Annotated in this window: 19 protein-coding genes; 8 read left to right on the forward strand and 11 right to left on the reverse strand. The window is 69.0% G+C overall.

What is annotated here, in order from left to right:
* Window positions 1-55 precede the first annotated feature (55 nt).
* On the reverse strand, window positions 56-1,258 hold the full coding sequence (locus ACW17W_RS03240) for a winged helix-turn-helix domain-containing protein (protein ID WP_492079309.1): 1,203 nt from the start codon (window positions 1,256-1,258) through the stop codon (window positions 56-58).
* Window positions 1,259-1,414: 156 nt separating this feature from the next.
* On the opposite strand from ACW17W_RS03240, the gene ACW17W_RS03245 reads away from it, so the two are divergent.
* Window positions 1,415-1,795 carry a GIY-YIG nuclease family protein gene (locus tag ACW17W_RS03245; RefSeq protein ID WP_492079310.1) on the forward strand — a complete coding sequence of 127 codons (381 nt, stop codon included), beginning with the start codon at window positions 1,415-1,417 and terminating at the stop codon, window positions 1,793-1,795.
* A gap of 82 nt (window positions 1,796-1,877) precedes the next feature.
* Here the strand turns inward: ACW17W_RS03245 and ACW17W_RS03250 are convergent, their stop codons facing one another.
* Window positions 1,878-3,758 (reverse strand): vWA domain-containing protein, encoded by a 1,881-nt coding sequence (locus ACW17W_RS03250; protein ID WP_492079312.1) that lies wholly within the window; start codon window positions 3,756-3,758, stop codon window positions 1,878-1,880.
* 197 nt (window positions 3,759-3,955) lie between these two features.
* On the opposite strand from ACW17W_RS03250, the gene ACW17W_RS03255 reads away from it, so the two are divergent.
* The 3 genes from ACW17W_RS03255 (at window position 3,956) to ACW17W_RS03265 (ending at window position 7,413) form a co-directional block, all read left to right on the forward strand.
* Entirely contained in the window at window positions 3,956-5,815 is a 1,860-nt protein-coding gene (locus ACW17W_RS03255) for a monovalent cation:proton antiporter-2 (CPA2) family protein (RefSeq protein WP_492079314.1), read from the forward strand.
* A gap of 119 nt (window positions 5,816-5,934) precedes the next feature.
* Window positions 5,935-6,291 carry a hypothetical protein gene (locus ACW17W_RS03260; RefSeq protein ID WP_492079315.1) on the forward strand — a complete coding sequence of 119 codons (357 nt, stop codon included), beginning with the start codon at window positions 5,935-5,937 and terminating at the stop codon, window positions 6,289-6,291.
* 132 nt (window positions 6,292-6,423) lie between these two features.
* Window positions 6,424-7,413 (forward strand): SDR family oxidoreductase, encoded by a 990-nt coding sequence (locus ACW17W_RS03265; RefSeq protein ID WP_492079316.1) that lies wholly within the window; start codon window positions 6,424-6,426, stop codon window positions 7,411-7,413.
* A 3-nt stretch (window positions 7,414-7,416) separates the two neighbouring features.
* On the opposite strand, the gene ACW17W_RS03270 is transcribed toward ACW17W_RS03265, so the two are convergent.
* From ACW17W_RS03270 to mutM, 5 genes are all read right to left on the reverse strand, one after another.
* On the reverse strand, window positions 7,417-7,659 hold the full coding sequence (locus ACW17W_RS03270) for a helix-turn-helix transcriptional regulator (RefSeq protein WP_492079317.1): 243 nt from the start codon (window positions 7,657-7,659) through the stop codon (window positions 7,417-7,419).
* Window positions 7,659-7,844 (reverse strand): hypothetical protein, encoded by a 186-nt coding sequence (locus ACW17W_RS03275; RefSeq protein WP_492079318.1) that lies wholly within the window; start codon window positions 7,842-7,844, stop codon window positions 7,659-7,661. Before ACW17W_RS03275 ends, ACW17W_RS03270 begins: the two co-directional genes overlap by 1 nt.
* A complete protein-coding gene (locus ACW17W_RS03280; RefSeq protein WP_492079319.1) occupies window positions 7,844-8,332 on the reverse strand; it encodes a hypothetical protein in 489 nt (162 codons plus the stop codon). The genes ACW17W_RS03275 and ACW17W_RS03280 overlap by 1 nt, the downstream gene beginning before the upstream one ends.
* Before the next feature lie 99 nt (window positions 8,333-8,431).
* Window positions 8,432-8,986, reverse strand: coding sequence for a DUF1697 domain-containing protein (locus ACW17W_RS03285; RefSeq protein WP_492079320.1), 555 nt, complete (start codon window positions 8,984-8,986; stop codon window positions 8,432-8,434).
* Between the two features lie 120 nt (window positions 8,987-9,106).
* Window positions 9,107-9,970: a bifunctional DNA-formamidopyrimidine glycosylase/DNA-(apurinic or apyrimidinic site) lyase gene (gene mutM / locus ACW17W_RS03290; protein WP_492079321.1), complete on the reverse strand. Its 864-nt coding sequence runs from the start codon at window positions 9,968-9,970 to the stop codon at window positions 9,107-9,109.
* A gap of 193 nt (window positions 9,971-10,163) precedes the next feature.
* On the opposite strand from mutM, the gene ACW17W_RS03295 reads away from it, so the two are divergent.
* Both ACW17W_RS03295 and ACW17W_RS03300 read left to right on the forward strand, forming a co-directional pair.
* Window positions 10,164-10,991, forward strand: a complete 828-nt coding sequence (locus tag ACW17W_RS03295; protein WP_492079322.1) for a phosphatase PAP2 family protein — start codon at window positions 10,164-10,166, stop codon at window positions 10,989-10,991.
* A gap of 112 nt (window positions 10,992-11,103) precedes the next feature.
* Window positions 11,104-13,149: an OPT family oligopeptide transporter gene (locus ACW17W_RS03300; protein ID WP_492079323.1), complete on the forward strand. Its 2,046-nt coding sequence runs from the start codon at window positions 11,104-11,106 to the stop codon at window positions 13,147-13,149.
* A 174-nt stretch (window positions 13,150-13,323) separates the two neighbouring features.
* Here ACW17W_RS03300 and ACW17W_RS03305 read toward each other — a convergent pair whose 3' ends face one another.
* The gene (locus ACW17W_RS03305) at window positions 13,324-13,848 is read right to left on the reverse strand and encodes a prolyl-tRNA synthetase associated domain-containing protein (RefSeq protein WP_492079324.1); all 525 of its coding nucleotides are present in this window, start codon (window positions 13,846-13,848) and stop codon (window positions 13,324-13,326) included.
* Window positions 13,849-13,905: 57 nt separating this feature from the next.
* Here ACW17W_RS03305 and ACW17W_RS03310 point away from each other — a divergent pair, with 57 nt between their 5' ends.
* Window positions 13,906-14,646 carry a DUF6065 family protein gene (locus ACW17W_RS03310; RefSeq protein ID WP_492079325.1) on the forward strand — a complete coding sequence of 247 codons (741 nt, stop codon included), beginning with the start codon at window positions 13,906-13,908 and terminating at the stop codon, window positions 14,644-14,646.
* Between the two features lie 43 nt (window positions 14,647-14,689).
* Here ACW17W_RS03310 and ACW17W_RS03315 read toward each other — a convergent pair whose 3' ends face one another.
* From ACW17W_RS03315 to ACW17W_RS03325, 3 genes are all read right to left on the reverse strand, one after another.
* Window positions 14,690-15,274 carry a CC0125/CC1285 family lipoprotein gene (locus tag ACW17W_RS03315; protein ID WP_492079326.1) on the reverse strand — a complete coding sequence of 195 codons (585 nt, stop codon included), beginning with the start codon at window positions 15,272-15,274 and terminating at the stop codon, window positions 14,690-14,692.
* Between the two features lie 92 nt (window positions 15,275-15,366).
* Window positions 15,367-16,011 (reverse strand): LysE family translocator, encoded by a 645-nt coding sequence (locus ACW17W_RS03320; protein WP_492079327.1) that lies wholly within the window; start codon window positions 16,009-16,011, stop codon window positions 15,367-15,369.
* Between the two features lie 50 nt (window positions 16,012-16,061).
* Complete coding sequence (locus ACW17W_RS03325; protein ID WP_492079328.1) at window positions 16,062-16,679, reverse strand: hypothetical protein; 618 nt, start codon at window positions 16,677-16,679, stop codon at window positions 16,062-16,064.
* A 125-nt stretch (window positions 16,680-16,804) separates the two neighbouring features.
* On the opposite strand from ACW17W_RS03325, the gene ACW17W_RS03330 reads away from it, so the two are divergent.
* Complete coding sequence (locus ACW17W_RS03330; RefSeq protein WP_492079329.1) at window positions 16,805-18,094, forward strand: PQQ-dependent sugar dehydrogenase; 1,290 nt, start codon at window positions 16,805-16,807, stop codon at window positions 18,092-18,094.
* Window positions 18,095-18,158 lie beyond the last annotated feature (64 nt).

The raw sequence follows: 18,158 nt of genomic DNA on the forward strand, positions 1-18,158 counted from the left end.
CATCCATCATTGTCGGGCAGCGTCAGGTGGTCAATCGGGGCGGGCGTAGGCGCCTTCACCGCGTCACCGGCAGGACGTCGCCCAAAGCCCCCGCCAGGTCGCCTTTCTGCACCACCTCGACCCGCTGCAGTCCCAGCCATCCCGCCATGCGGTGAAGCTCCGCCGCCAGCCGTATGGGCGTCTCCGCCGTTGCATCCGGTTCCCGCCACGCCGCCTGGACCCGCAGAACTCCCGACTTGCGGTCGGACTTCAGGTCGACGCGGGCGGTGATCGCCTCGTCCTCGAGGAAGGGCAGGACGTAGTAGCCGTGGGCGCGCCTGTGGGCGGGGACATAGATCTCCAGCCGCACCCGGACGCCGAACAGCCGCTCGGTGCGGTCGCGATGCCAGATCAGATTGTCGAACGGCGACAGCAGGGCCTGACCCGCCACCTTCCTCGGGATGCGGGCGCCGGGGGACAGGAAGGCGGGGTTGCGCCAGCCCCTGACGGTCACGGGCATCAGTTCGCCCGCCTCGACCAGATCGGCGATCCGGGCCTTCGTGTCGGCGACCGGCATGCGGAAATAGTCCCGCAGGTCGACCTCGGTGGCCACGCCCATGGCCCGGGCGGCGATGCGGATCAGGGCGCGCTGGGCCTCGGCCTCGGTCGGGGTCGGCCGGTCGACGATGTGGGCGGGCAGGGCGCGTTCGGTCAGGTCATAGACGCGCTCGAAGCCGTTCCGGGTCCTGGTGGTGATCAAGCCGGCCCAGAACAGCCACTCCAGCGCCCGCTTGCCATCCGACCACTCCCACCAGCCGGGGGCGCCGCGCGGACCTGTGGCGAAGTCGCCGCCGGTGACCGGACCGCGACGTTCGATCTCTTTCAGGACCTCATCGATATAGTCGCGTCGTTCGCGGCCGAAGCGGGCGATGCCGGTCCAGGTTTCTCCGGCCTGCGCCCGTTCCATTCGCCAGCGGAACAGGGGCTGGCTCTCCAGCGGCAGCAGCGACGCCTCATGGCCCCAGTATTCGAACAGGCTGCGGCGCGGCCCCCAGGCCTCGGCCTCCAGCGCGTCTCGCGGATAGTCGCCCAGCCGTGAGAAGCCCGGCAGATAATGGGTCCGGGTCACCACATTGACGCTGTCGATCTGGATCACGCCCAGACGCCGCGCCGTGTCGCGCACATGACTGCGGCCGGGCGCTGCGGGCCGGGCGCGTCCGAACCCCTGTGCCGACAGGGCGATGCGGCGGGCGGTCCTGGCGGAGAGGGCGTCGGTCACCCGGCGAGACTAGCGGGAAGCTGGCCGGGCGCCATCGGGCTTGAAGGACAGGGGGGCCGGATTCCGCCGATCGCAAGACAGCTAGCGCTAGCCTTAAACGAACACCCGTCACCCTCGGGCTTGACCCGAGGGCCGGACGGTCCGCTGACTGTGCAGATGGACAGACGCCCGTTCATCGCCACCTACATCATGGCCAGCCGCCCCCTTGGCGTCGTCTATGTCGGCGCGACCTCAAATCTCTATGAGCGTGCGCACCAGCATCGTGAGGGTCTGATCCCCGGCTTTACCAAGGACCATCAGTGCAACCTCCTCGTCTGGTATGAGCCGCATGACTGGATGATCGCCGCCATCAAACGCGAGAAGGCGTTGAAGCACTGGAACCGCGTCTGGAAACTGGAGCTGGTCGAAAAGCGCAATCCCGACTGGGCCGACCTCTACCCGGCATTGTGCGGCACGGCGCCCGATCCTCGGGTCAAGCCCGAGGATGACGGGGAGGATGGGGTGGCGAAATTCCTGAGGACGCTACCGCGCGAATAGGCTTCGTCAAACGCCGGACCCCGCCCTTGCATCGGGCCCTCGGGTCAAGCCCGAGGGTGACGGAATGGAGCAGGATTGCCCCTTACGGCGTCCGCCGCTCCGGCAATCCCTCGGCGGCGCGGATCAGCTGGACGAACCCGGCGCGGTCGCCCCAGGGGTCTTCGCCGCGCGACCCTTGCGCCTGTTCCAGCACCCGGGACCAGTCATGGTCGGCCGCCATCCACGGATCGCCGCGCAGCTTCTGGCCGAAGGCGGCGACGGCGAGGGCCCAGCGGGTGGCCTCCGGCGGTGCGCCGGCGGCGCTGCGGATCGGCTGCTGGATCAGGCGCGAGGTCGGCTGACCCGGCAGTTTGTAGCGGATCTGGATAAAGCCGAGTTCATCACCCCGTGCAGCCACGGCGGCTTCGGGCCGGCCGGAGCCGTAGCGCCGCTCACCCAGCTGGGTCGGACCGCCGACGGGAGTGATCTCATACAGGGCCGTGACGCTGGCGCCCGAGCCGACCTCGCCGGCATCGACGCGGTCGTTGTTGAAATCCGCCTCGTTCAGGAGGCGGGTCTCATAGCCGATCAGCCGGTATTCGGCGACCCGGGCCGGGTTGAACTCGACCTGGATCTTGACGTCGTCGGCGATGGGGAAGGCGCCCCGGTCGAAGCGGGGGCCGAACGCACGACGGGCCTCCTGCAGGTCGTTGATATAGGCCGCCGTGCCATTGCCGGCCTGGCTGATGGCCTGCATCCGTTCGTCCTGGTAGTTGCCGCGCCCGAAGCCGTAGACCGACAGATAGATGCCTGTGCCGCGCTTTTCGGCGACATAGTCTTCCAGCCGCTTGTTGTCGGTGACGCCGACGTTGAAGTCGCCATCGGTGAACATCAGGATGCGGTTGACCTTGTCGCGGGCGAAGGAGGCCTGGGCCTGGTCATAGGCGTTGGTCATGCCGGTGGCCCCGGCGGTGCCGCCGGAGGCATACAGGCTGGCGACCGCACAGCGCATCCTCAGCTTGTCGGTGCCGGGGGTGGGGGCCAGGGTCGTGCCGGCGCCCTCGGCGTAGTAGGTCACGGCCAGGGTGTCCTGGGGCCGCAGCCGGTCGATGGCCAGGTTCATGGCCTGTTTCGCCAGACCCAGCTTGTCCGGGCTGCCCATCGATCCCGAGACGTCGACGAGGAAGGTCAGGTTCAGCGGGCGGCGCTGACCGGCCGGAAGCTCATAGCCCTGCAGACCGATGTGGACCACTTCCCGTCCGGGGGCCCAGGGCGCGGCGGCGACCGTCGTCGAGACGGCGAAGGGTTCGGACGCCGAGGTCGGGGCGGCGTAGCCATAGTCGAAATAGTTGATCAGCTCCTCGACCCGTACGGCGTCGCGGGGCGGCGGCGTCCCCTCGCCCAGGAAGCGGCGGACATTGGCATAGGCGGCGGTGTCGACATCGATAGAGAAGGTCGAGACGGGGTCGGTCGCCGTGCGCTTCACCGGATTGGGGGTCGCGTCGGGATAGCGTTCGGTATCGGCGGCGGGCGGAACAATCGAGTTGCTGAGGGCGGGAACGCCCGCGACCGGGCCCGGCCTGACCCGGCTGCCGGTGACGACGACATTGTTCTCGACGACTGCGGGACGCGGCGGGGCCGGCGGCGCCGGCGGCGGGGGCGGGGCGGGAGCGATGACGGGCGGGCCCTGATACTCGACACGGTCCTCTTTCCGGGTCGGCGAGATCGGCAGGGTGACCGGCGGCGGAGGGGCGTATTGCGGCGCGCGGGGCATCGCCATGGCCACGCCCGTCGGCGACGGCTCCTGGCCCCGCGTCAGGTCGAAGCCGAGGGGCGCACAGGCGGCCGGGGTGGCCTCGCCGTCGGTGACCCGTCCGGACGGGGCCGGGGTGTCGGGGCGAGCCGGGGGCTGGGACGCCCCGATCATCGACAGGCCGGCGACGACGGCCATTCCTGTGCGGCCCTGGCGATGGGATGTGCGCATCTGATCCTCCCGGCGATGTCGTTAAGGCCATTGGCGGGGTCGTGTTCGGCGGAACTGTGGCGAGAGGGCGACAAATCCGGACAGGGCCGGATGTGTGTGGACCGTGGCGCGCGCAATCCATCGGCTCGGGCTCGCAAATGCGAACGGCAGCCCCCACTATCGCAACTCGACACGGGACGGCACGGGGCGGTGACGGCATGGCGGACGCGGCAGGCGCGATGAATCTGGGGCACGGGGTCGTGCTGCTGGCGGCCGGGGTGCTGGCGGTGCCGCTGTTCAAACGGCTGGGGCTGGGCGCCGTACTGGGCTATCTGGCCGCCGGTCTGGCCATCGGCCCCTTCGGCTTCGGCCTGATCCAGAACGCCGAGGCCATATTGCACGTCGCCGAACTGGGCGTGGTGCTGTTCCTGTTCATCATCGGGCTGGAGATGCGGCCGGCCAAGCTGTGGGGGCTGAGGAAGGAGATCTTCGGCCTCGGCGCGGCCCAGGTGATCGCCTGCGGCCTGTTGCTGACGGCGGCGGCGATGAGTTTCGGCGTTGCGGCGCCGATCGCCTTCGTCGGGGCCATGGGCTTTGTCCTCTCGTCCACGGCCGTCATCATGCAGATGCTGGACGAGAGGAACGAGATCAATACTCCGTCCGGACAGCGGGCGGTCTCCGTCCTGCTGCTGGAAGACCTCGCCATCGTGCCGCTTCTGGCCATCGTCGCGGTGATGGGGTCGGCCCTGGGCTCGGCGGCGGACGGGCCGCCCCTGTGGCAGACCATCGCCCTCGCCGTCGCCGCCATCGCCGGAGTCTTCCTCGCCGGCCGGTTCGCGATCAACCCGGCCTTTGGCCTGCTGGCCAAGTACGGCGGACGCGAGGTCATGCTGGGCGCCGCCCTGCTGGTCGTGTTCGGGGCCGCCCAGGCCATGGCCCTCGGCGGCCTGTCGATGGCCATGGGGGCGTTTCTGGCCGGGGTCCTGCTGTCGGATTCCAGCTTCCGGCACCAGCTGGAGGCCGACGTCGACCCGTTCCGGTCGCTGCTTCTGGGCCTGTTCTTCCTCAGTGTCGGCATGTCGCTGAACCTGTCGGTGGTCATGGCCGAATGGCGGTGGGTGATCGGCGGGGTGCTGCTGTTCATGGCGGTCAAGGGGATCGGCATCTATGCCATCGCCCGCCTGTTCCGCTCGGGCCATCGCGAGGCGCTGGAGCGGGCCTCCCTGTTTGCGCAAGGGGGCGAGTTCGCCTTCGTCCTCTATGCCGGGGCGACGGCGGCGGGACTGTTCGATCCCCGCACCGCCGCCGTCCTGTCGGCCATCGTCATCCTGTCCATGGTGCTGACGCCGCTGGTGACCCTGGTGGTGCGGCGGTTCCTGCTGAAGCCCGAGGTGGTGTCGGTGGAGGGGCTGGACGGGGTCGAACGGCCCGAGGGGCTGCGCGAAAGGGTGCTGATTCTCGGCTTCGGCCGTTTCGCCCAGGTCGTGTCCCAGCCCCTGCTGGCCCGCGACATCGACGTCTCCATCGTCGACAACGATGTGGAGATGGTCCAGGCCGCCGCCAATTTCGGCTTCAAGGTCTATTATGGCGACGCCACCCGGCTGGACGTGCTGCGGGCCTCGGGGGCGGCGACGGCCGAGACCATCCTGGTCTGCGTCGACAAGCCCGAGGCGGCCGACCGGATCGTGGAACTGGTGCGGTCCGAGTTTCCCCTGACCAAGCTTTTCGTGCGGGCCTTCGACCGGGGCCATTCGCTGCGGCTGATCGAGGCCGGGGTCGAATTCCAGATCCGCGAGACCTTTGAGTCCGCCCTCGCCTTCGCCGACCATGTGCTCAAGGATCTGGGCGTCGACGCCGATCAGGCGGCCGAGACGATCGAGGATGTGCGGCGTCGCGACGAGGAGCGGTTGACCCTGCAGCTGACGGGGGGGCTTCAGGCGGGACGCAGCCTGATGCGCGGCAATGCCGTGACCCCGACGCCCGAACCCTATGTCAGGCCGCGCCGGCCCGGTCAGGTCCTCAACGACACGCCGGACGAGGCCGGGGCGGCGCTGGAGGCGGCGGACGCCGGCCTTTGATCCGTGCGGCAGCATCCCCACTGATGCAGGGGGAACACAGCCGCAGCCTATCCACAGACGCCGTCGCCCTTTGACGGAACGGCGACAGGTGAACGGCATTGGCTTGGGAAGGAGGCCCCATGGCACGCTCGACCAAGAAACCCGATCTGCATCTCGTCCCGCCCGTTCCGGCGTCGGAGGCGGCGACTCCTCCAGCCGCCCCCATATCCGGATCCAGCGCCGTCTATGACCTGATGCGGGCGCCCGAGACCACGGCGGACCGGGTCAGGCGATTGCAGGCCGAGGCCCGGGCCCTGGCGGTGGAGGAGGTCGAGGCCCTGGACCGGCTGCTGGTCCAGACAGCGGCGGCGGCGAAGGCCATTGCCGAGGGCGGTGACGCCTATCCGGTCGGTGCGCGCGAAATCGCCTCGCGCCTCTCGGCCGACCTGCCGTCCAGGGCTGAGACCCTGCGCATGATCCTGAGCCGGATGGACTGAGCCAGATGGATTGAGCCCGGGCGGACTGAGCCAGATGGACTGAGCCGGGGCGGACACAGGCTCCGCCATACGGAACGACGGCGGGGCTCGCGGTTTTTGCAGGGAGACCCCCTCTATTCCGGAGCCCGCCCCATGGACGACCGATTCAGCCGCGCCGCCGAGGCCGTCGCCGACGACCAGCGCGATATCCAGGCCCCCATCGACCGCAAGGACGCCGCGTCCGGCGACGATGGCGGGCAAGGCGGCGCCGTTCAGGCGGGCGCACGGACCTATCCCGAACCGCCGTTTCCGCAACAGCACCAGACAAAACCCGGCGACGAGGCGGCGCTTGACCCCGCCCCGATGTACGACGCCCCCTTCTGGAAGGGGTCCGGCAAGCTGGAGGGGTTGGCGGCCCTGATCACCGGCGCGGATTCCGGCATCGGCCGGTCGGTGGCGGTGCTGTTCGCGCGCGAGGGCTGCGACGTCGCCATCTGTCATCTGGACGAGGACAATGACGCGGAGGACACCCGCAGGGCCGTCGAGGCGGAGGGCCGCCGCGCCATCGTGCTGAAGGGCGACGTCGCCGATCCCGAGTTCTCGAAGATGGCCGTGGCCGAGACGCTGAAGGCCTTCGGCCGGATCGACGTCGTCGTGCCTAACGCTGCGTTTCAGGAGCATGTCGAGGCGTTCGAGGACATCAGCTATGACCATTTCGACCGGACGCTGAAGACCAACCTCTATGGTTACTTCAACCTGACCCAGGCGGCCGTGCCGCATATGAAGTCCGGCGGCGCCATCGTCATGACCGGCTCGGTCACCGGCATCATGGGCAGCAAGGCCCTGCTCGACTATTCGATGACCAAGGGCGGCATCCACGCCTTCGCCCGGGCGCTGGGGACCCATCTGGCGCCGCGCGGCATCCGGGTGAATGTGGTGGCGCCCGGCCCGGTCTGGACCCCGCTCAACCCCGCCGACAAGTCGGCCCCGGACGTCGCGCAGTTCGGCGCTGACACCGTGATGAAACGCCCGGCCCAGCCCGAGGAGATCGCTCCCGCCTATGTCTTCCTCGCCTCGCCCCAGATGTCGAGCTTCATCACCGGCGAGATCCTGCCGATCATCGGCGGGTATGGCGGGGGGTAGAAGTCACCCCTCCCACTGGAACACCTCGCCGATCTCGACGCCGAAGACGACGGCGATGCGGAAGGCGGCCTCGAGACTGGGGGAATATTTGCCCTGCTCGATGGCGACGATGGTCTGGCGCGTCATGCCGATCTTCTCCGCCAGCGCCGCCTGGGTCATCTCTCCGGCGTGGAAACGCAGTTCGCGGATGCGATTTCTGATCGGCGGCGGGGCCTTGCCCAGCCCGAAGGCCTTCGGTGGCGCCATCAGACCCGCTCCAGACGCGCGGGCAGGGGGCTGTCGTCGAGGATCAGTCGGCAGCCCGCCTGCCCGAGATTAAGGCTCAGGGCCAGCGACACGATCAGTCCAAGGCCGAGCCCCGCGCCGGTCAGGGCGCGGATCGCGTAGAGAATGCATCCGCCGAACCCGCCTGTCTTCCTATCGGCCCCCATCAGCGCAGCCCCCGCAGCAGGACCAGGGTGACGGCGGCGCGGAGCAGTTCGGCCAGCACCACACAGGCCAGCAGCACATTGGCCAGCAGCACCATCAGATTGCCGCTGACGTGGAAGACGTCGCGACCGCCGACCAGGTTGTCGTCGATCAGCCCGGCGAAATACGCGACGATGGCGACGCTCATGACCAGGGCGATCAGCCCCATCAGGGCCACATGGCTGGCCTTGAGTGAGGCGAGGATTTCGCGCTCGTCCCGCGTCTTGCGCTGGATCTTCGGCGTCGTGACCGTGGCGATGAAGGTCAGCACCACCTCGATCACGACCACAATGACCAGACAGGCCGCGAAGGCCATGCCGAGATCGCCGGTGAAGTGATCGTCGCCCAACTGTCCGTCCAGCAGACGCCGGATCACGAACCAGAAATACCAGCCCCAGACGCCGACGGTGGCGACGATGCTGATCCAGAGATGTTTCTCGCGAAAGGTCATGATGCAGGCCCGGCGGCGTTGAACGACACCGTCGTGTCGCATTCACTGGACGTTATGTCCAGTATTTTTTACATCAAGTCGATTTGGGTCGACATTAATTCAACCGACCCCTGCCATCTCGCCCAGCTTCAGCACCGTGTTCCAGTTGCGGCCTGTGCCCATACCCAGCACTTTCGGGGTCGCCTTCTTGAAGATGCCGCTGTCGCCCTGGCCGTTGGGGAACCAGAAATAGAGGACATCGCCCTCGCTCTCGAGCGTGATGGCTTCGACCGCCTCGCCGCCCGAGGCGAGGTCGCGGCAGGCGTTCAGGGCGCCGGGATTGATCCCGGCCTTCATGACCATGGCGACGACCTTCGCCGGATGGGCGGCGGCCTCCGTCGGGAAGGGGTTGGCGGCGATCAATCGGGACCATTCTGTGGGCGTGCGGGCCATGGCGGCGATCTTCAGGCCGAAGCGTTTCTCCATCTCCTGCTCGATGGCCGTTTCCAGCGCGGCGCTCGCCATGCCGGTCTCGACCACCAGATTGCCGCTCGCCGCGAGTGTGCGCGGGTTCTTCAACCCCATGGCCTCTGCCATTGCGCGCTGCTCGCCGACGGGTGCGCGGACGCCGCCGGTGTTCATGCCGCGAAACAGGATGATGCGGTGGTCGGTCATTCTTTGAGTGGCGAGTGGCGAGTGGCGAGTGGCGAGTGGCGAGGGTGACGAGTGATTAGTGAGTGGTGATTAGCGATTGGGAGTCGGGAAGTCGCTAACCCCTAACCATGCGGCACGCCTTCATCGTTTCTGACACCCCGGGCAATAGAAGGTCGAGCGGCCGCCCTGGACGATGCGTTTGACGACGCCAGTGCAGCCCTCGCCGAGACACGGTTGCCCCTCGCGGCCATAGACGTCGAAGCGGTGCTGGAAATAGCCCTGCCCACCCTCGGCGTTGGCGAAGTCGCGCAGGGTCGAGCCGCCCGCCGCGATGGCGTCGTTCAGCACGTCGCGCACGACCGAGGCCAGGGTCTCCAGCCTCGGCTTCGTGACCTTGCCCGCCGCGATCAGGGGCGAGATGCGGGCGCGGTACAGGGCCTCGCAGACATAGATATTGCCCAGACCCGCGACGGTCCTCTGGTCCAGCAGGCTGACCTTCACATTCTGCTTCTTCCCGGCCCAGGCCTCGGCCAGATGGACGCCGGAAAAGCCGTTGCCGAGCGGCTCTGGACCCAGATCCGCGAACCACGGATGGGCCTCGACCGCGTCGGTCGGGATCAGCCCCATGAAGCCGAAGCGACGGGCGTCGGCGTAGCCCACGCGCGTGGCGCGCCCATCACGCACAGCGCACAGGCTCATATGCTCATGCTTGCCGGCGATGGGGGCCGCCTCCTCGAACTCGCCGAGTTGTTCGCCATCGACGGTAAATCGGCCGGTCATGCCCAAGTGCGTTACCCAGGTCTCGCCGGTCGACAGCCGCATCAGCAGATATTTGGCGCGGCGGTCGATGCGTTCGACCACCGCCCCCTCCAGTCGCTCGACGAAGCGCTCGGGAAAGGGAAAGCGCAGGTCGGGCCGGTTCTGGCGCACCCGCGTCAGGCGCGCGCCGGTCAGCACGGGCTCCAGGCCGCGCCGGACGGTTTCGACCTCGGGAAGTTCGGGCATGGTCCCATGTAGGGCGCGGGCCGTCGGGTGGCGAGAGGGGCGGGGTCGAAGGCGCGGGCGGACATGAACCGGTCACAGATGATCTGCCTTGCAACCGTTGCGGTAATTCCACCGATCCGTTGCAACTTCGTCGCCGATCTGTGTTCGCCCGAGGGCAGTGGACGATCCAGCCGCCAATTTCCGGGGGGAAGGGATGGACGGGACGTTTTCAACCGGGACGCCGCTGCGCCCCCGGATCGAGTGGCGCATCGAACGCCTGTCCTTGCAGGGTCTGGGCCTGCGCCGGCGTCTGACCGATCCCGTGGCCGCGACGGCCCTCCTGACCCTGGCGGCGTCGGCGGTCTTCATGCTGTTCCCGGCCATCGATCTGGCGGTCAGCGCCGCCTTTCACCGGCCGGACGAAGGCTTCGTCGCCGCCGCCGATCCGGCCCTGCGCGCCCTGCGCAAAAGCTCGACATGGGTCATGGCGGGGCTGATGCTGGCGGTCCTGGTCCGTCTGGCGAGCGGTCTGACGGCGGCCCTGCGTGGCGGAGGCGCGGCGCCGGCCTGTGTGCGCCGGCCGCTGTGTCTGCTGGCGGTGTTCGCCCTCGGTCCCGGTCTGCTGGTCAATGGGGTGCTCAAGGCCCTCTGGGGGCGGGCGCGGCCGGTCGATGTCGTCGATTTCGGCGGGACCGACCTGTTCACCCCGGCCTGGACCCTGAGCCAGGCCTGCGCCGACAACTGTTCCTTCACCTCGGGCGAGGGCGCCTCGGCGGCCTGGATGGCGACGGCCCTGCTGCTGGTCCCGGCGCCCTGGCGCGCGCTCGTCGCCCTGCCACTGCTGCCCTATGCCCTGATGCTGTCGCTGAACCGGGTGGCGTTCGGCGGGCATTTCCTGTCGGACGTGGTCCTGTCCTGGTGCCTGACGGGCCTGATCGCCGCCGTCGCCTGGCGGTTGATGGTCACCACCCCCGCAGCCGGGCGGGCGCGACGGACGCGACGGCTCACGGTCCGGGGTGGATCGACCCTGCCCGTCTTCTGAGCCGCATGTTCCGCCCGGCCCTTTCGGCAGGGTTTTCAGCGGGTGACCGCCCTCAGGGCGCTGGACCCGGCGCCTGTTTCCGGCTTACCTCCGCAGCCTGAGAGGGAACCCGATGACCGATACGCCGAAACCCGGCCCCGCCAAGCGGGTGGAGCTGACCATACGCGCCCTGATCCTGGGCTGCGTCCTGGCCGCGATCTTCACCGCCGCCAATACCTATCTGGGCCTGAAGGTCGGGCTGACCTTCGCCTCGGCCATACCGGCGGCGGTCATCTCCATGGCCATCCTCAGGGCCTTCAAGGGGTCGACCATCTGGGAAAACATGACCGTCCAGACCGTCGCCTCGGTCGGCGGGGCCATGAGCTCGATCATCTTCGTCCTGCCCGGTCTGGTCATGGTCGGCTGGTGGCTGGACTTCCCGTTCTGGGAGTCGGTGATGATCTGCATCCTCGGCGGGGTGCTGGGGGTGACCTTCTCCATCCCGTTGCGCCGGGCCCTGGTCGTGAATGCCGGCCTGCCCTACCCCGAAGGCGTGGCGGCGGCCGAGGTGCTGAAGGTCGGGTCGCCCGGCGTCGACCAGACCGAGGCGGCGATTCGCGAGAACAAGGCCGGACTGTGGGTCGTGGTCGTCGGCGCCGTGGTGGCGGCGGCCTATTCCTGGCTGGCGGCGGCGCGGGTGTTCGCGGCCGAGGCGGCGGCCTTTCTGAAACTGCCGGCCCTGATGGGCGGAGGCGCGACGGGCGTCGGTTTCGGCCTGCAGTTCGCCCTGCTGGGCGCCGGCCATCTGATCGGCCTGACGGTGGGTCTGGCCCAGCTGTTCGGTCTGGTGATCGCCTGGCTGGTGGTGGTGCCGATGCTGACCTCGCCCGATTTCGTCGGCTGGCTGTCGGGCTTCGGCGTCCAGTCGCTCGGCGCGACCCTGCAGGGCTCGCCTGCCGAGGAACTGGCCGTCACCGTGTGGCGCAACGAGGTCCGGTTCATGGGGGCGGGCGTGATCGGCGTGGCCGCCATCTGGACCCTGATCAAGCTGATCGGTCCGCTGGTCGGCGGCCTGACCTCGGCCCTGGCGGCCCAGGCGAAGCGCGCCTCGGGCCAGGTGCTGGACCTGACCGAACAGGACATCCCGATCCGGACGGTGGGTCTGCTGTCGCTCGCGGCCCTTGTGGGCATCGCGATCCTGTTGACCCTGTTCACCCGGGGGACGCCGGCCCTTGCGGCCAGCGCCCCGGCGCTCGTCATCGGCGGTCTGGTCTATGTGGTGGTCATCGGCTTCGCCGTGGCGGCCATCTGCGGCTATATGGCCGGGCTGATCGGCTCGTCCAACAGTCCGGTGTCGGGCGTCGGCATTCTGGCCATTGTGGTGGCGTCGCTGCTGATGCTGGCGGTCATGGCTGTGACGGGCGTGCCGGCCGACCCGGCCTTCGTCGCCTATGCCCTGATGGTCACGGCGGTGGTCTTCGCCGTCGCCGTCATCGCCAATGACAATCTTCAGGATCTCAAGACCGGACAGCTGGTCGAGGCCACGCCCTGGCGGCAACAGGCCGCCCTGCTGGTCGGGGTCGTCGCCGGCGCCCTGATCATTCCCTTCGTTCTCAGCCAGCTGAACGCCGCCTTCGGCTTCGAGGGCGGACCCAGGGGCATCGCCGACGAGCCGCTGGCCGCCCCCCAGGCCACCCTGATCTCGGCCCTGGCCCGGGGGGTGATCTCCGGCGAACTGCGCTGGGACCTGATCGCCGTCGGCGCCGTGATCGGGGTGCTGATCATCATCCTCGATATCGTCCTGTCGAAGACCTCGAAGGGCCGGATCAAACTGCCGCCCCTGGCCGTCGGCATCGGCTTCTACCTGCCTGCCGCCGTGACCATGATGCTGGTCGTCGGCGCCCTCGGGGGCTGGCTGTATGACCGGGCCATCAGGTCGACCCGGTTCGCCGATGTCGGGCGGCGGATGGGGGTGCTGCTGGCCTCGGGCCTGATCGTGGGCGAGAGCCTGTTCGGGGTGTTCAACGCCGGCATCATCGTCGCCACCAGCAACGAGGCCCCCTTCGGCCTGATCCCGGACGGCATGGCCTGGCCGGCGATGCTGCTGGGCGTCGTCGCCTTCGCGGCCATCGCCCTTGCGCTGTACAGCTGGATCCGGAGCGTGTCGGCGAAGGTCTAAGCCGTCCCTCTCCCGGCGGGAGAGGGCTTGAGGCTCGCAGAGTCTAGCGATGCGCCAGCCGAAAGGGTGAGGGGGTACGGCGCCCGGTCGTTGAAACCGTGACCCCTCACCCGGCCGCGCCAGAACGACGGCTGCGCCGCCGTGCGCGGCCTCCCTCTCCCTCGGGGAGAGGGATCATAAATGGGCGAAATCCACCACGACCGGTTCACGGTCCAGCAGGGTCAGGAACCGCCGGAAAGCGTCCTGCGTCAGGGCTGTCGTGGCCGTGTTCGTCAGGGGGTGAAAGTTGACGATCTCCGCCTCGTGCAGGCGGTGGTCCAGCACGAAGGTGACGCGGCTGTCCGCGTCGTTGATCAGCCCCAGCGCCGTCACCGAGCCGGGCCGCACCCCGAGCGTCTCGAACATCAGGGTCTCGTTGCCGAACGACAGTCGGCCGGCGCCCATCGGCACGTGCGCCCGCTTCAGGTCGATCACCGTGTCCTGGGCCGCCGAGATCAGCCAGAGGCGGCCCTTGGCGTCCTTGAGGAACAGGTTCTTGGTGTGGACGCCGGGCAGGGCGGCCTTGAGCTCCAGCCCCTCCTCGACGCGGAACACCGCCGGGTGGTCGTGCGTCGTTTGAGCGATCCCCCTGTCCGCCATCCAGTCCAGCAGGCGGTCCCGATCAAAGGGGGCGCGATCAAAGGCAGGTTGAGCGGTCATCGGTTCAGAGGCTAGGGAAGAGGGCAGAGATCAGTCGTTACCTTGCGGAGCCCGGCCTTGGAACTCGAATGCTATCCGATGGACGACACCCCCTGCGATCTGGTGCCCGGGCGCCAGTCGCGGGACTGGATGGACGCCTTCGCCAGCCGCCACCCCTATCGCTGCCTGCCGCTGAACATGGCCAACACCACGGGGTGGGAAATCCTGTGCCCGTTCGGCTTCAAGGCCGAGTGGAACGGCGGCCCGCGTCAGGAAGACATCGTCATCACGCCCGACCGGCCCCAGCCCAAGCTGAAGTATTTCGTGACCTCGCACTTCTCGCGCGGGGTCCTGACCATGCATCCGCAGTATCTGTTCCGCACCCCGCCGGGGTGGGGGCTGCAATGTTCCGGCTCGCCCAACCATGTGAAGGACGGCATCCAGGCTCTGGTCGGGCTGATCGAGACGGACTGGCTGCCCTTCCCCTTCACCATGAACTGGATCTTCACCCGGCCGGGCCGGATCCGGTTCGAGAAGGGCGAACCCTTCTGTTTCATCAGCCTGGTCGAGCAGAAGAAGGCGGAGGAATTCCAGCCGGTGATCCGGACGCTGGAGTCCAATCCGGTGATGAAGGGCCAGTTCGAGGCCTGGAACCGCCAGCGCACGGACTTCAATACGCGGCTGGCGTCAGGCGATCCGGACGCGGCCAAGGAGGCCTGGCAGAGGTTCTATTTCAAGGGCGAACTGCCCGAGGAGATGGGTCCGGCGCCCGCCAGCCACGTCAACAAGCGCCGCATGAAATCGCCCCGGATCGGCTGATCCGGGGCGGCTTCGGGGCCATCAGACGCCGGCTGCGACCCGGTCAGGCTGCAGGGGCAGCGAAGCTCGGGCCAAGGTTCTGGATCACCTCCATGGCGGTGAAGGCATTGGGATCGCCGGCCGGCTTGACGCCCCGCCCCATAATGATCTCGGCCGTGGCCTCGAACCGTTCGGTCTGGCGAAGGTCGAAATCGCGCGGACCCCAGAAGGGGTCGTTCCACGGACCCCAGTAGCCGCGGTTGTAGAAGCGCCACGACGGGCCCCAGTAGCGCGAATAGGGCGAAAAGGGCGAATAGCCGAAAGGATCGCGATCGACGCGGTAGCGAGTGTCCACATCGGTGGCGCGGTTGGTGGTGGCGAACCAGTCATAGCCGCTGTCGCGCGTCAGTTCGGCGGCGCGCAACAACAGTCCGGTCTCAACCCGCTCACGCGACGTGAGGGAATTGCCCTGGAAACTGACCCGGAAGCGGTCCGCGTCAATCCGTTGCTCGGCATAGCCAGTCCGGGCGCCGTCGACGCCGACGGGGCGATAGATGGCCTGTGTCGCACAGGCCGACAGGGTTACGGCGGCTGCGGCGGCGATCAACACGGCCCTGGCGGCCCGGCCTCTTGAGGCTTTGTGGATCATGGTAGTCTCCTTTGCGCCAGCATGGCGCTTTCGGGCTGAACGGGACCTGAACAAGGACCGCCCCCGGCCGCCGCAGGTCTCAACCCAAGTCCCTATAATCTGGAGACGATCAGCACGGATGCAAGCAGCAACATGGCGCCCACGGCGATGCCGAAACCGCGCCGGAACCGGGGTTGCGACATCCGGCGGGCCAGGGCGGCGCCGCCAAGGCCATAGGCGCTCATCGACAGCACATCCATGCCGATGGTGGCGATGGCGAACAGGGCCAGTTGCGGCGCGACCGGGCGCTGTACATCCAGGAAGGGGGGCAGGACGGCGGTGAAGAACAGGATGGCCTTGGGATTGGCGATCTGGACCATGAAGCCGCTGCCGATGGCGCTGGTTCCGGCCCCCGGTCCCGCCGCTGCATCGGCTGGCTTCGGTTGGTCCGGGTGGCGAACGGCGCCGAACAGGGCCTTGAGGCCCAGCCAGGCGACATAGAGGGCCCCGCCTACGGTTACCCATCGGAAGACCTGTGGAAAGGCGATGACGAGGGCGCCAAGGCCCAGGGCCGCCGCGGCGAACCAGACCAGGGTGGCGGCGTTCATCCCGACCATGGCGGCCATCGCCGCCCGCTTGCCGCGCTCCATCCCCGTCGCGACGGCGAAGAGATTGGCCGGGCCGGGCGTCACCGCCATCACCGCCATGACGCCGAGAAAGGCGAGGTACAGATGGGGATCGACGGGCAGGGACGGCATGGCGCGGCGTTTCGGCTGCGCCGGGGTTCAGGTCAAGACCGGCAGGGTGATCAGGGAGCGGGAGGGGCCGGGGGCTGGTCCGCGTCCGCCGCCTCGGCCTCGGCGTCAGCCTCGACCGCGTCCAGGGCCTGATCCAGTCCGTACTGGGCCATCAGACCATAGGTGACCATCTGTTCCGGATCGGCCTGGGCCCAGGCGCCGTTGGCGGCCATGCCCTGGGCCCCGACCATGGCCTGCTGCACCTCCGGGCTGGTCAGGGCCTCGTCAACGATGGTTTTCAGGTCGATGTCGACGTCGACGTCGGCCAGGGCGGCGGCGGCGATAGAGCCGGCGTGCTGGGCGATGGCGGCGGTGAAGACGGCGACTTCCGGCTGGTACTCGCTCCACAGGGCGGCCATGCGGCTTTCGCGCTGGGCCTCGGTCAGGCCTTGCGCTTCGGCGATGGCCTCTGCCCGCTTGCCGAAGCCCTCCATCCGCGCCTCAAAGGCGGCGGCGGCGGCCGCCATGGACGCCTCGATCGACGCCTCGAACGCGGCTTCAGCGGCGGCCGGAGCCTGGGGCGGGGCGGGGGCCTGAGCCGGGGCGGGGGCATGAACGGGCGTCTGGGCCAGGGTCGCCGAGAACGGCAGCAGGGCGAAGGCGGCGGCGAGGCTGGCGACGCGGATCATGACGATCTCTCCGGAAGGGGCGCGCGAAACGTCTCCCCAACCGCCCCGCTGCTCAAGTGAAATCGCGGTAAGGGGCCGGGCGGACGACCCTGTGCAGCGTGCGGACCCCGGTCTATCGTCCAGCCATGCGCCGTGTTTTCGCCCTTGTCGCCCTGACCGGCGGATTGTTCGCCGCCCCGGTTTCGGCCCAGCCCGGCGCGCGCCCCTATGCCGTCCAGGGCGAGTGCGGCGGGCGGCCGCGCGTCCAGGTCGAGATGGCCGCCGGATACTGTACGGGCCGGGTCTGGCAGAGGGCGGGGACCGAGGGGCCGCGCATGCCGCGCACCCTTCTGGCCCTGTCGGACACCGACTGGCTGGTCGCCGATCTTGGCAGCTGGGACGCCGGGCGCGGGGCGATCTGGCGGATGCGGATCGGGGCGGACGGCGCGGTCGGCTGGACCCGGATGGTCTCCGGCCTGTCGATGCCGCACACGATGGCGCGCGGACCGGACGGGCGGATCTATGTCGCCGAGATGAGCCGGATCTTCGTGCTGGACCCTGACCGGCCGAACGCGGCGACGGCGGTGGTCGAGGGGCTGCCTGACAACCGGCTGCACGAGAATCGCCACCCCCTGTCGGCCTTCGTCTTCGACGGGGACGGGGCCCTGCTGGTCAATGTCGGGGCGCCGTCGGACCGCTGTCTGGATGCGCGGGGGCGGCCCAATCGCAACGCGCGCGGTCAGTGCGCCGAGCGGGCGGAACAGGCCATGGTCCGCCGCTATCCCTATCTCGGGAACGGCCGGTGGAGCCGCGAATGGACGCCGTACGCCACGGGTCTGCGCAACTCGGTGGCCATGGTCCGCCACCGGTCGGGCGCAATCTACCAAGGCGAGAATTCGGTCGACCTGAACACGCCCGAACGGCCGTTCGACGAGATCAACCGGCTGACGCCCGGCGCCGACTATGGCTGGCCGTATTGCACCGACAGGGCGACGGCGATGGCGGGCTGGACGGCGGCCGAGGCCCGGTGCGGCCGACGGCAATCGCCGGTCTCCCTGCTGCCGCCCCATGCCGCGCCTCTGGACATGCTCTACTATGACGGGCCCATGTTCCCGGAGCTGCGGGGGCGGATGCTGATGACCTGGCACGGCCACCGTCGCGCCGCCGGACGCATCGCCGCCATCGAGACCGACGGGCAGGGGGCGCCGTTGACCGATGTCCGCGCCCGCTACGCCATCTATCCACGCGGCTCCATGCCCTATCCGGCCGAGGCGCCCGCCCCGCGCGCCCGCATCCTGACGCCCGGCTGGAACGCAGCGTCGGGCCGCCGCCCGCAAGGCTCGCCGGTCGGCATGGCGGTGGCGCCGGACGGATCGATCTGGGTGGCCGACGACCGGGCGGCGGCAATCCTCAGGATCGCGCGCGCCGCACCTTGAGACGGGCTGGAGCACGTCGCCGGGGCTGGACGCGCGGCTTCAGCGTTTCCGTCTGGGGGGAAGA

Source organism: Brevundimonas sp. FV1ye29L (assembly GCF_058681095.1).

Excerpts from the sequence above, each read along its gene's own strand:
- ACW17W_RS03245 (WP_492079310.1), top strand. The coding sequence starts at position 1,415 with ATGGACAGACGCCCGTTCATCGCCACCTACATCATGGCCAGCCGCCCC.
- ACW17W_RS03250 (WP_492079312.1), bottom strand. The coding sequence starts at position 3,758 with ATGCGCACATCCCATCGCCAGGGCCGCACAGGAATGGCCGTCGTCGCC.
- ACW17W_RS03255 (WP_492079314.1), top strand. The coding sequence starts at position 3,956 with ATGGCGGACGCGGCAGGCGCGATGAATCTGGGGCACGGGGTCGTGCTG.
- ACW17W_RS03260 (WP_492079315.1), top strand. The coding sequence starts at position 5,935 with ATGGCACGCTCGACCAAGAAACCCGATCTGCATCTCGTCCCGCCCGTT.
- ACW17W_RS03265 (WP_492079316.1), top strand. The coding sequence starts at position 6,424 with ATGGACGACCGATTCAGCCGCGCCGCCGAGGCCGTCGCCGACGACCAG.
- ACW17W_RS03270 (WP_492079317.1), bottom strand. The coding sequence starts at position 7,659 with ATGGCGCCACCGAAGGCCTTCGGGCTGGGCAAGGCCCCGCCGCCGATC.
- ACW17W_RS03275 (WP_492079318.1), bottom strand. The coding sequence starts at position 7,844 with ATGGGGGCCGATAGGAAGACAGGCGGGTTCGGCGGATGCATTCTCTAC.
- ACW17W_RS03280 (WP_492079319.1), bottom strand. The coding sequence starts at position 8,332 with ATGACCTTTCGCGAGAAACATCTCTGGATCAGCATCGTCGCCACCGTC.
- ACW17W_RS03285 (WP_492079320.1), bottom strand. The coding sequence starts at position 8,986 with ATGACCGACCACCGCATCATCCTGTTTCGCGGCATGAACACCGGCGGC.
- mutM (WP_492079321.1), bottom strand. The coding sequence starts at position 9,970 with ATGCCCGAACTTCCCGAGGTCGAAACCGTCCGGCGCGGCCTGGAGCCC.
- ACW17W_RS03295 (WP_492079322.1), top strand. The coding sequence starts at position 10,164 with ATGGACGGGACGTTTTCAACCGGGACGCCGCTGCGCCCCCGGATCGAG.
- ACW17W_RS03300 (WP_492079323.1), top strand. The coding sequence starts at position 11,104 with ATGACCGATACGCCGAAACCCGGCCCCGCCAAGCGGGTGGAGCTGACC.
- ACW17W_RS03305 (WP_492079324.1), bottom strand. The coding sequence starts at position 13,848 with ATGACCGCTCAACCTGCCTTTGATCGCGCCCCCTTTGATCGGGACCGC.
- ACW17W_RS03315 (WP_492079326.1), bottom strand. The coding sequence starts at position 15,274 with ATGATCCACAAAGCCTCAAGAGGCCGGGCCGCCAGGGCCGTGTTGATC.
- ACW17W_RS03320 (WP_492079327.1), bottom strand. The coding sequence starts at position 16,011 with ATGCCGTCCCTGCCCGTCGATCCCCATCTGTACCTCGCCTTTCTCGGC.
- ACW17W_RS03325 (WP_492079328.1), bottom strand. The coding sequence starts at position 16,679 with ATGATCCGCGTCGCCAGCCTCGCCGCCGCCTTCGCCCTGCTGCCGTTC.
- ACW17W_RS03330 (WP_492079329.1), top strand. The coding sequence starts at position 16,805 with ATGCGCCGTGTTTTCGCCCTTGTCGCCCTGACCGGCGGATTGTTCGCC.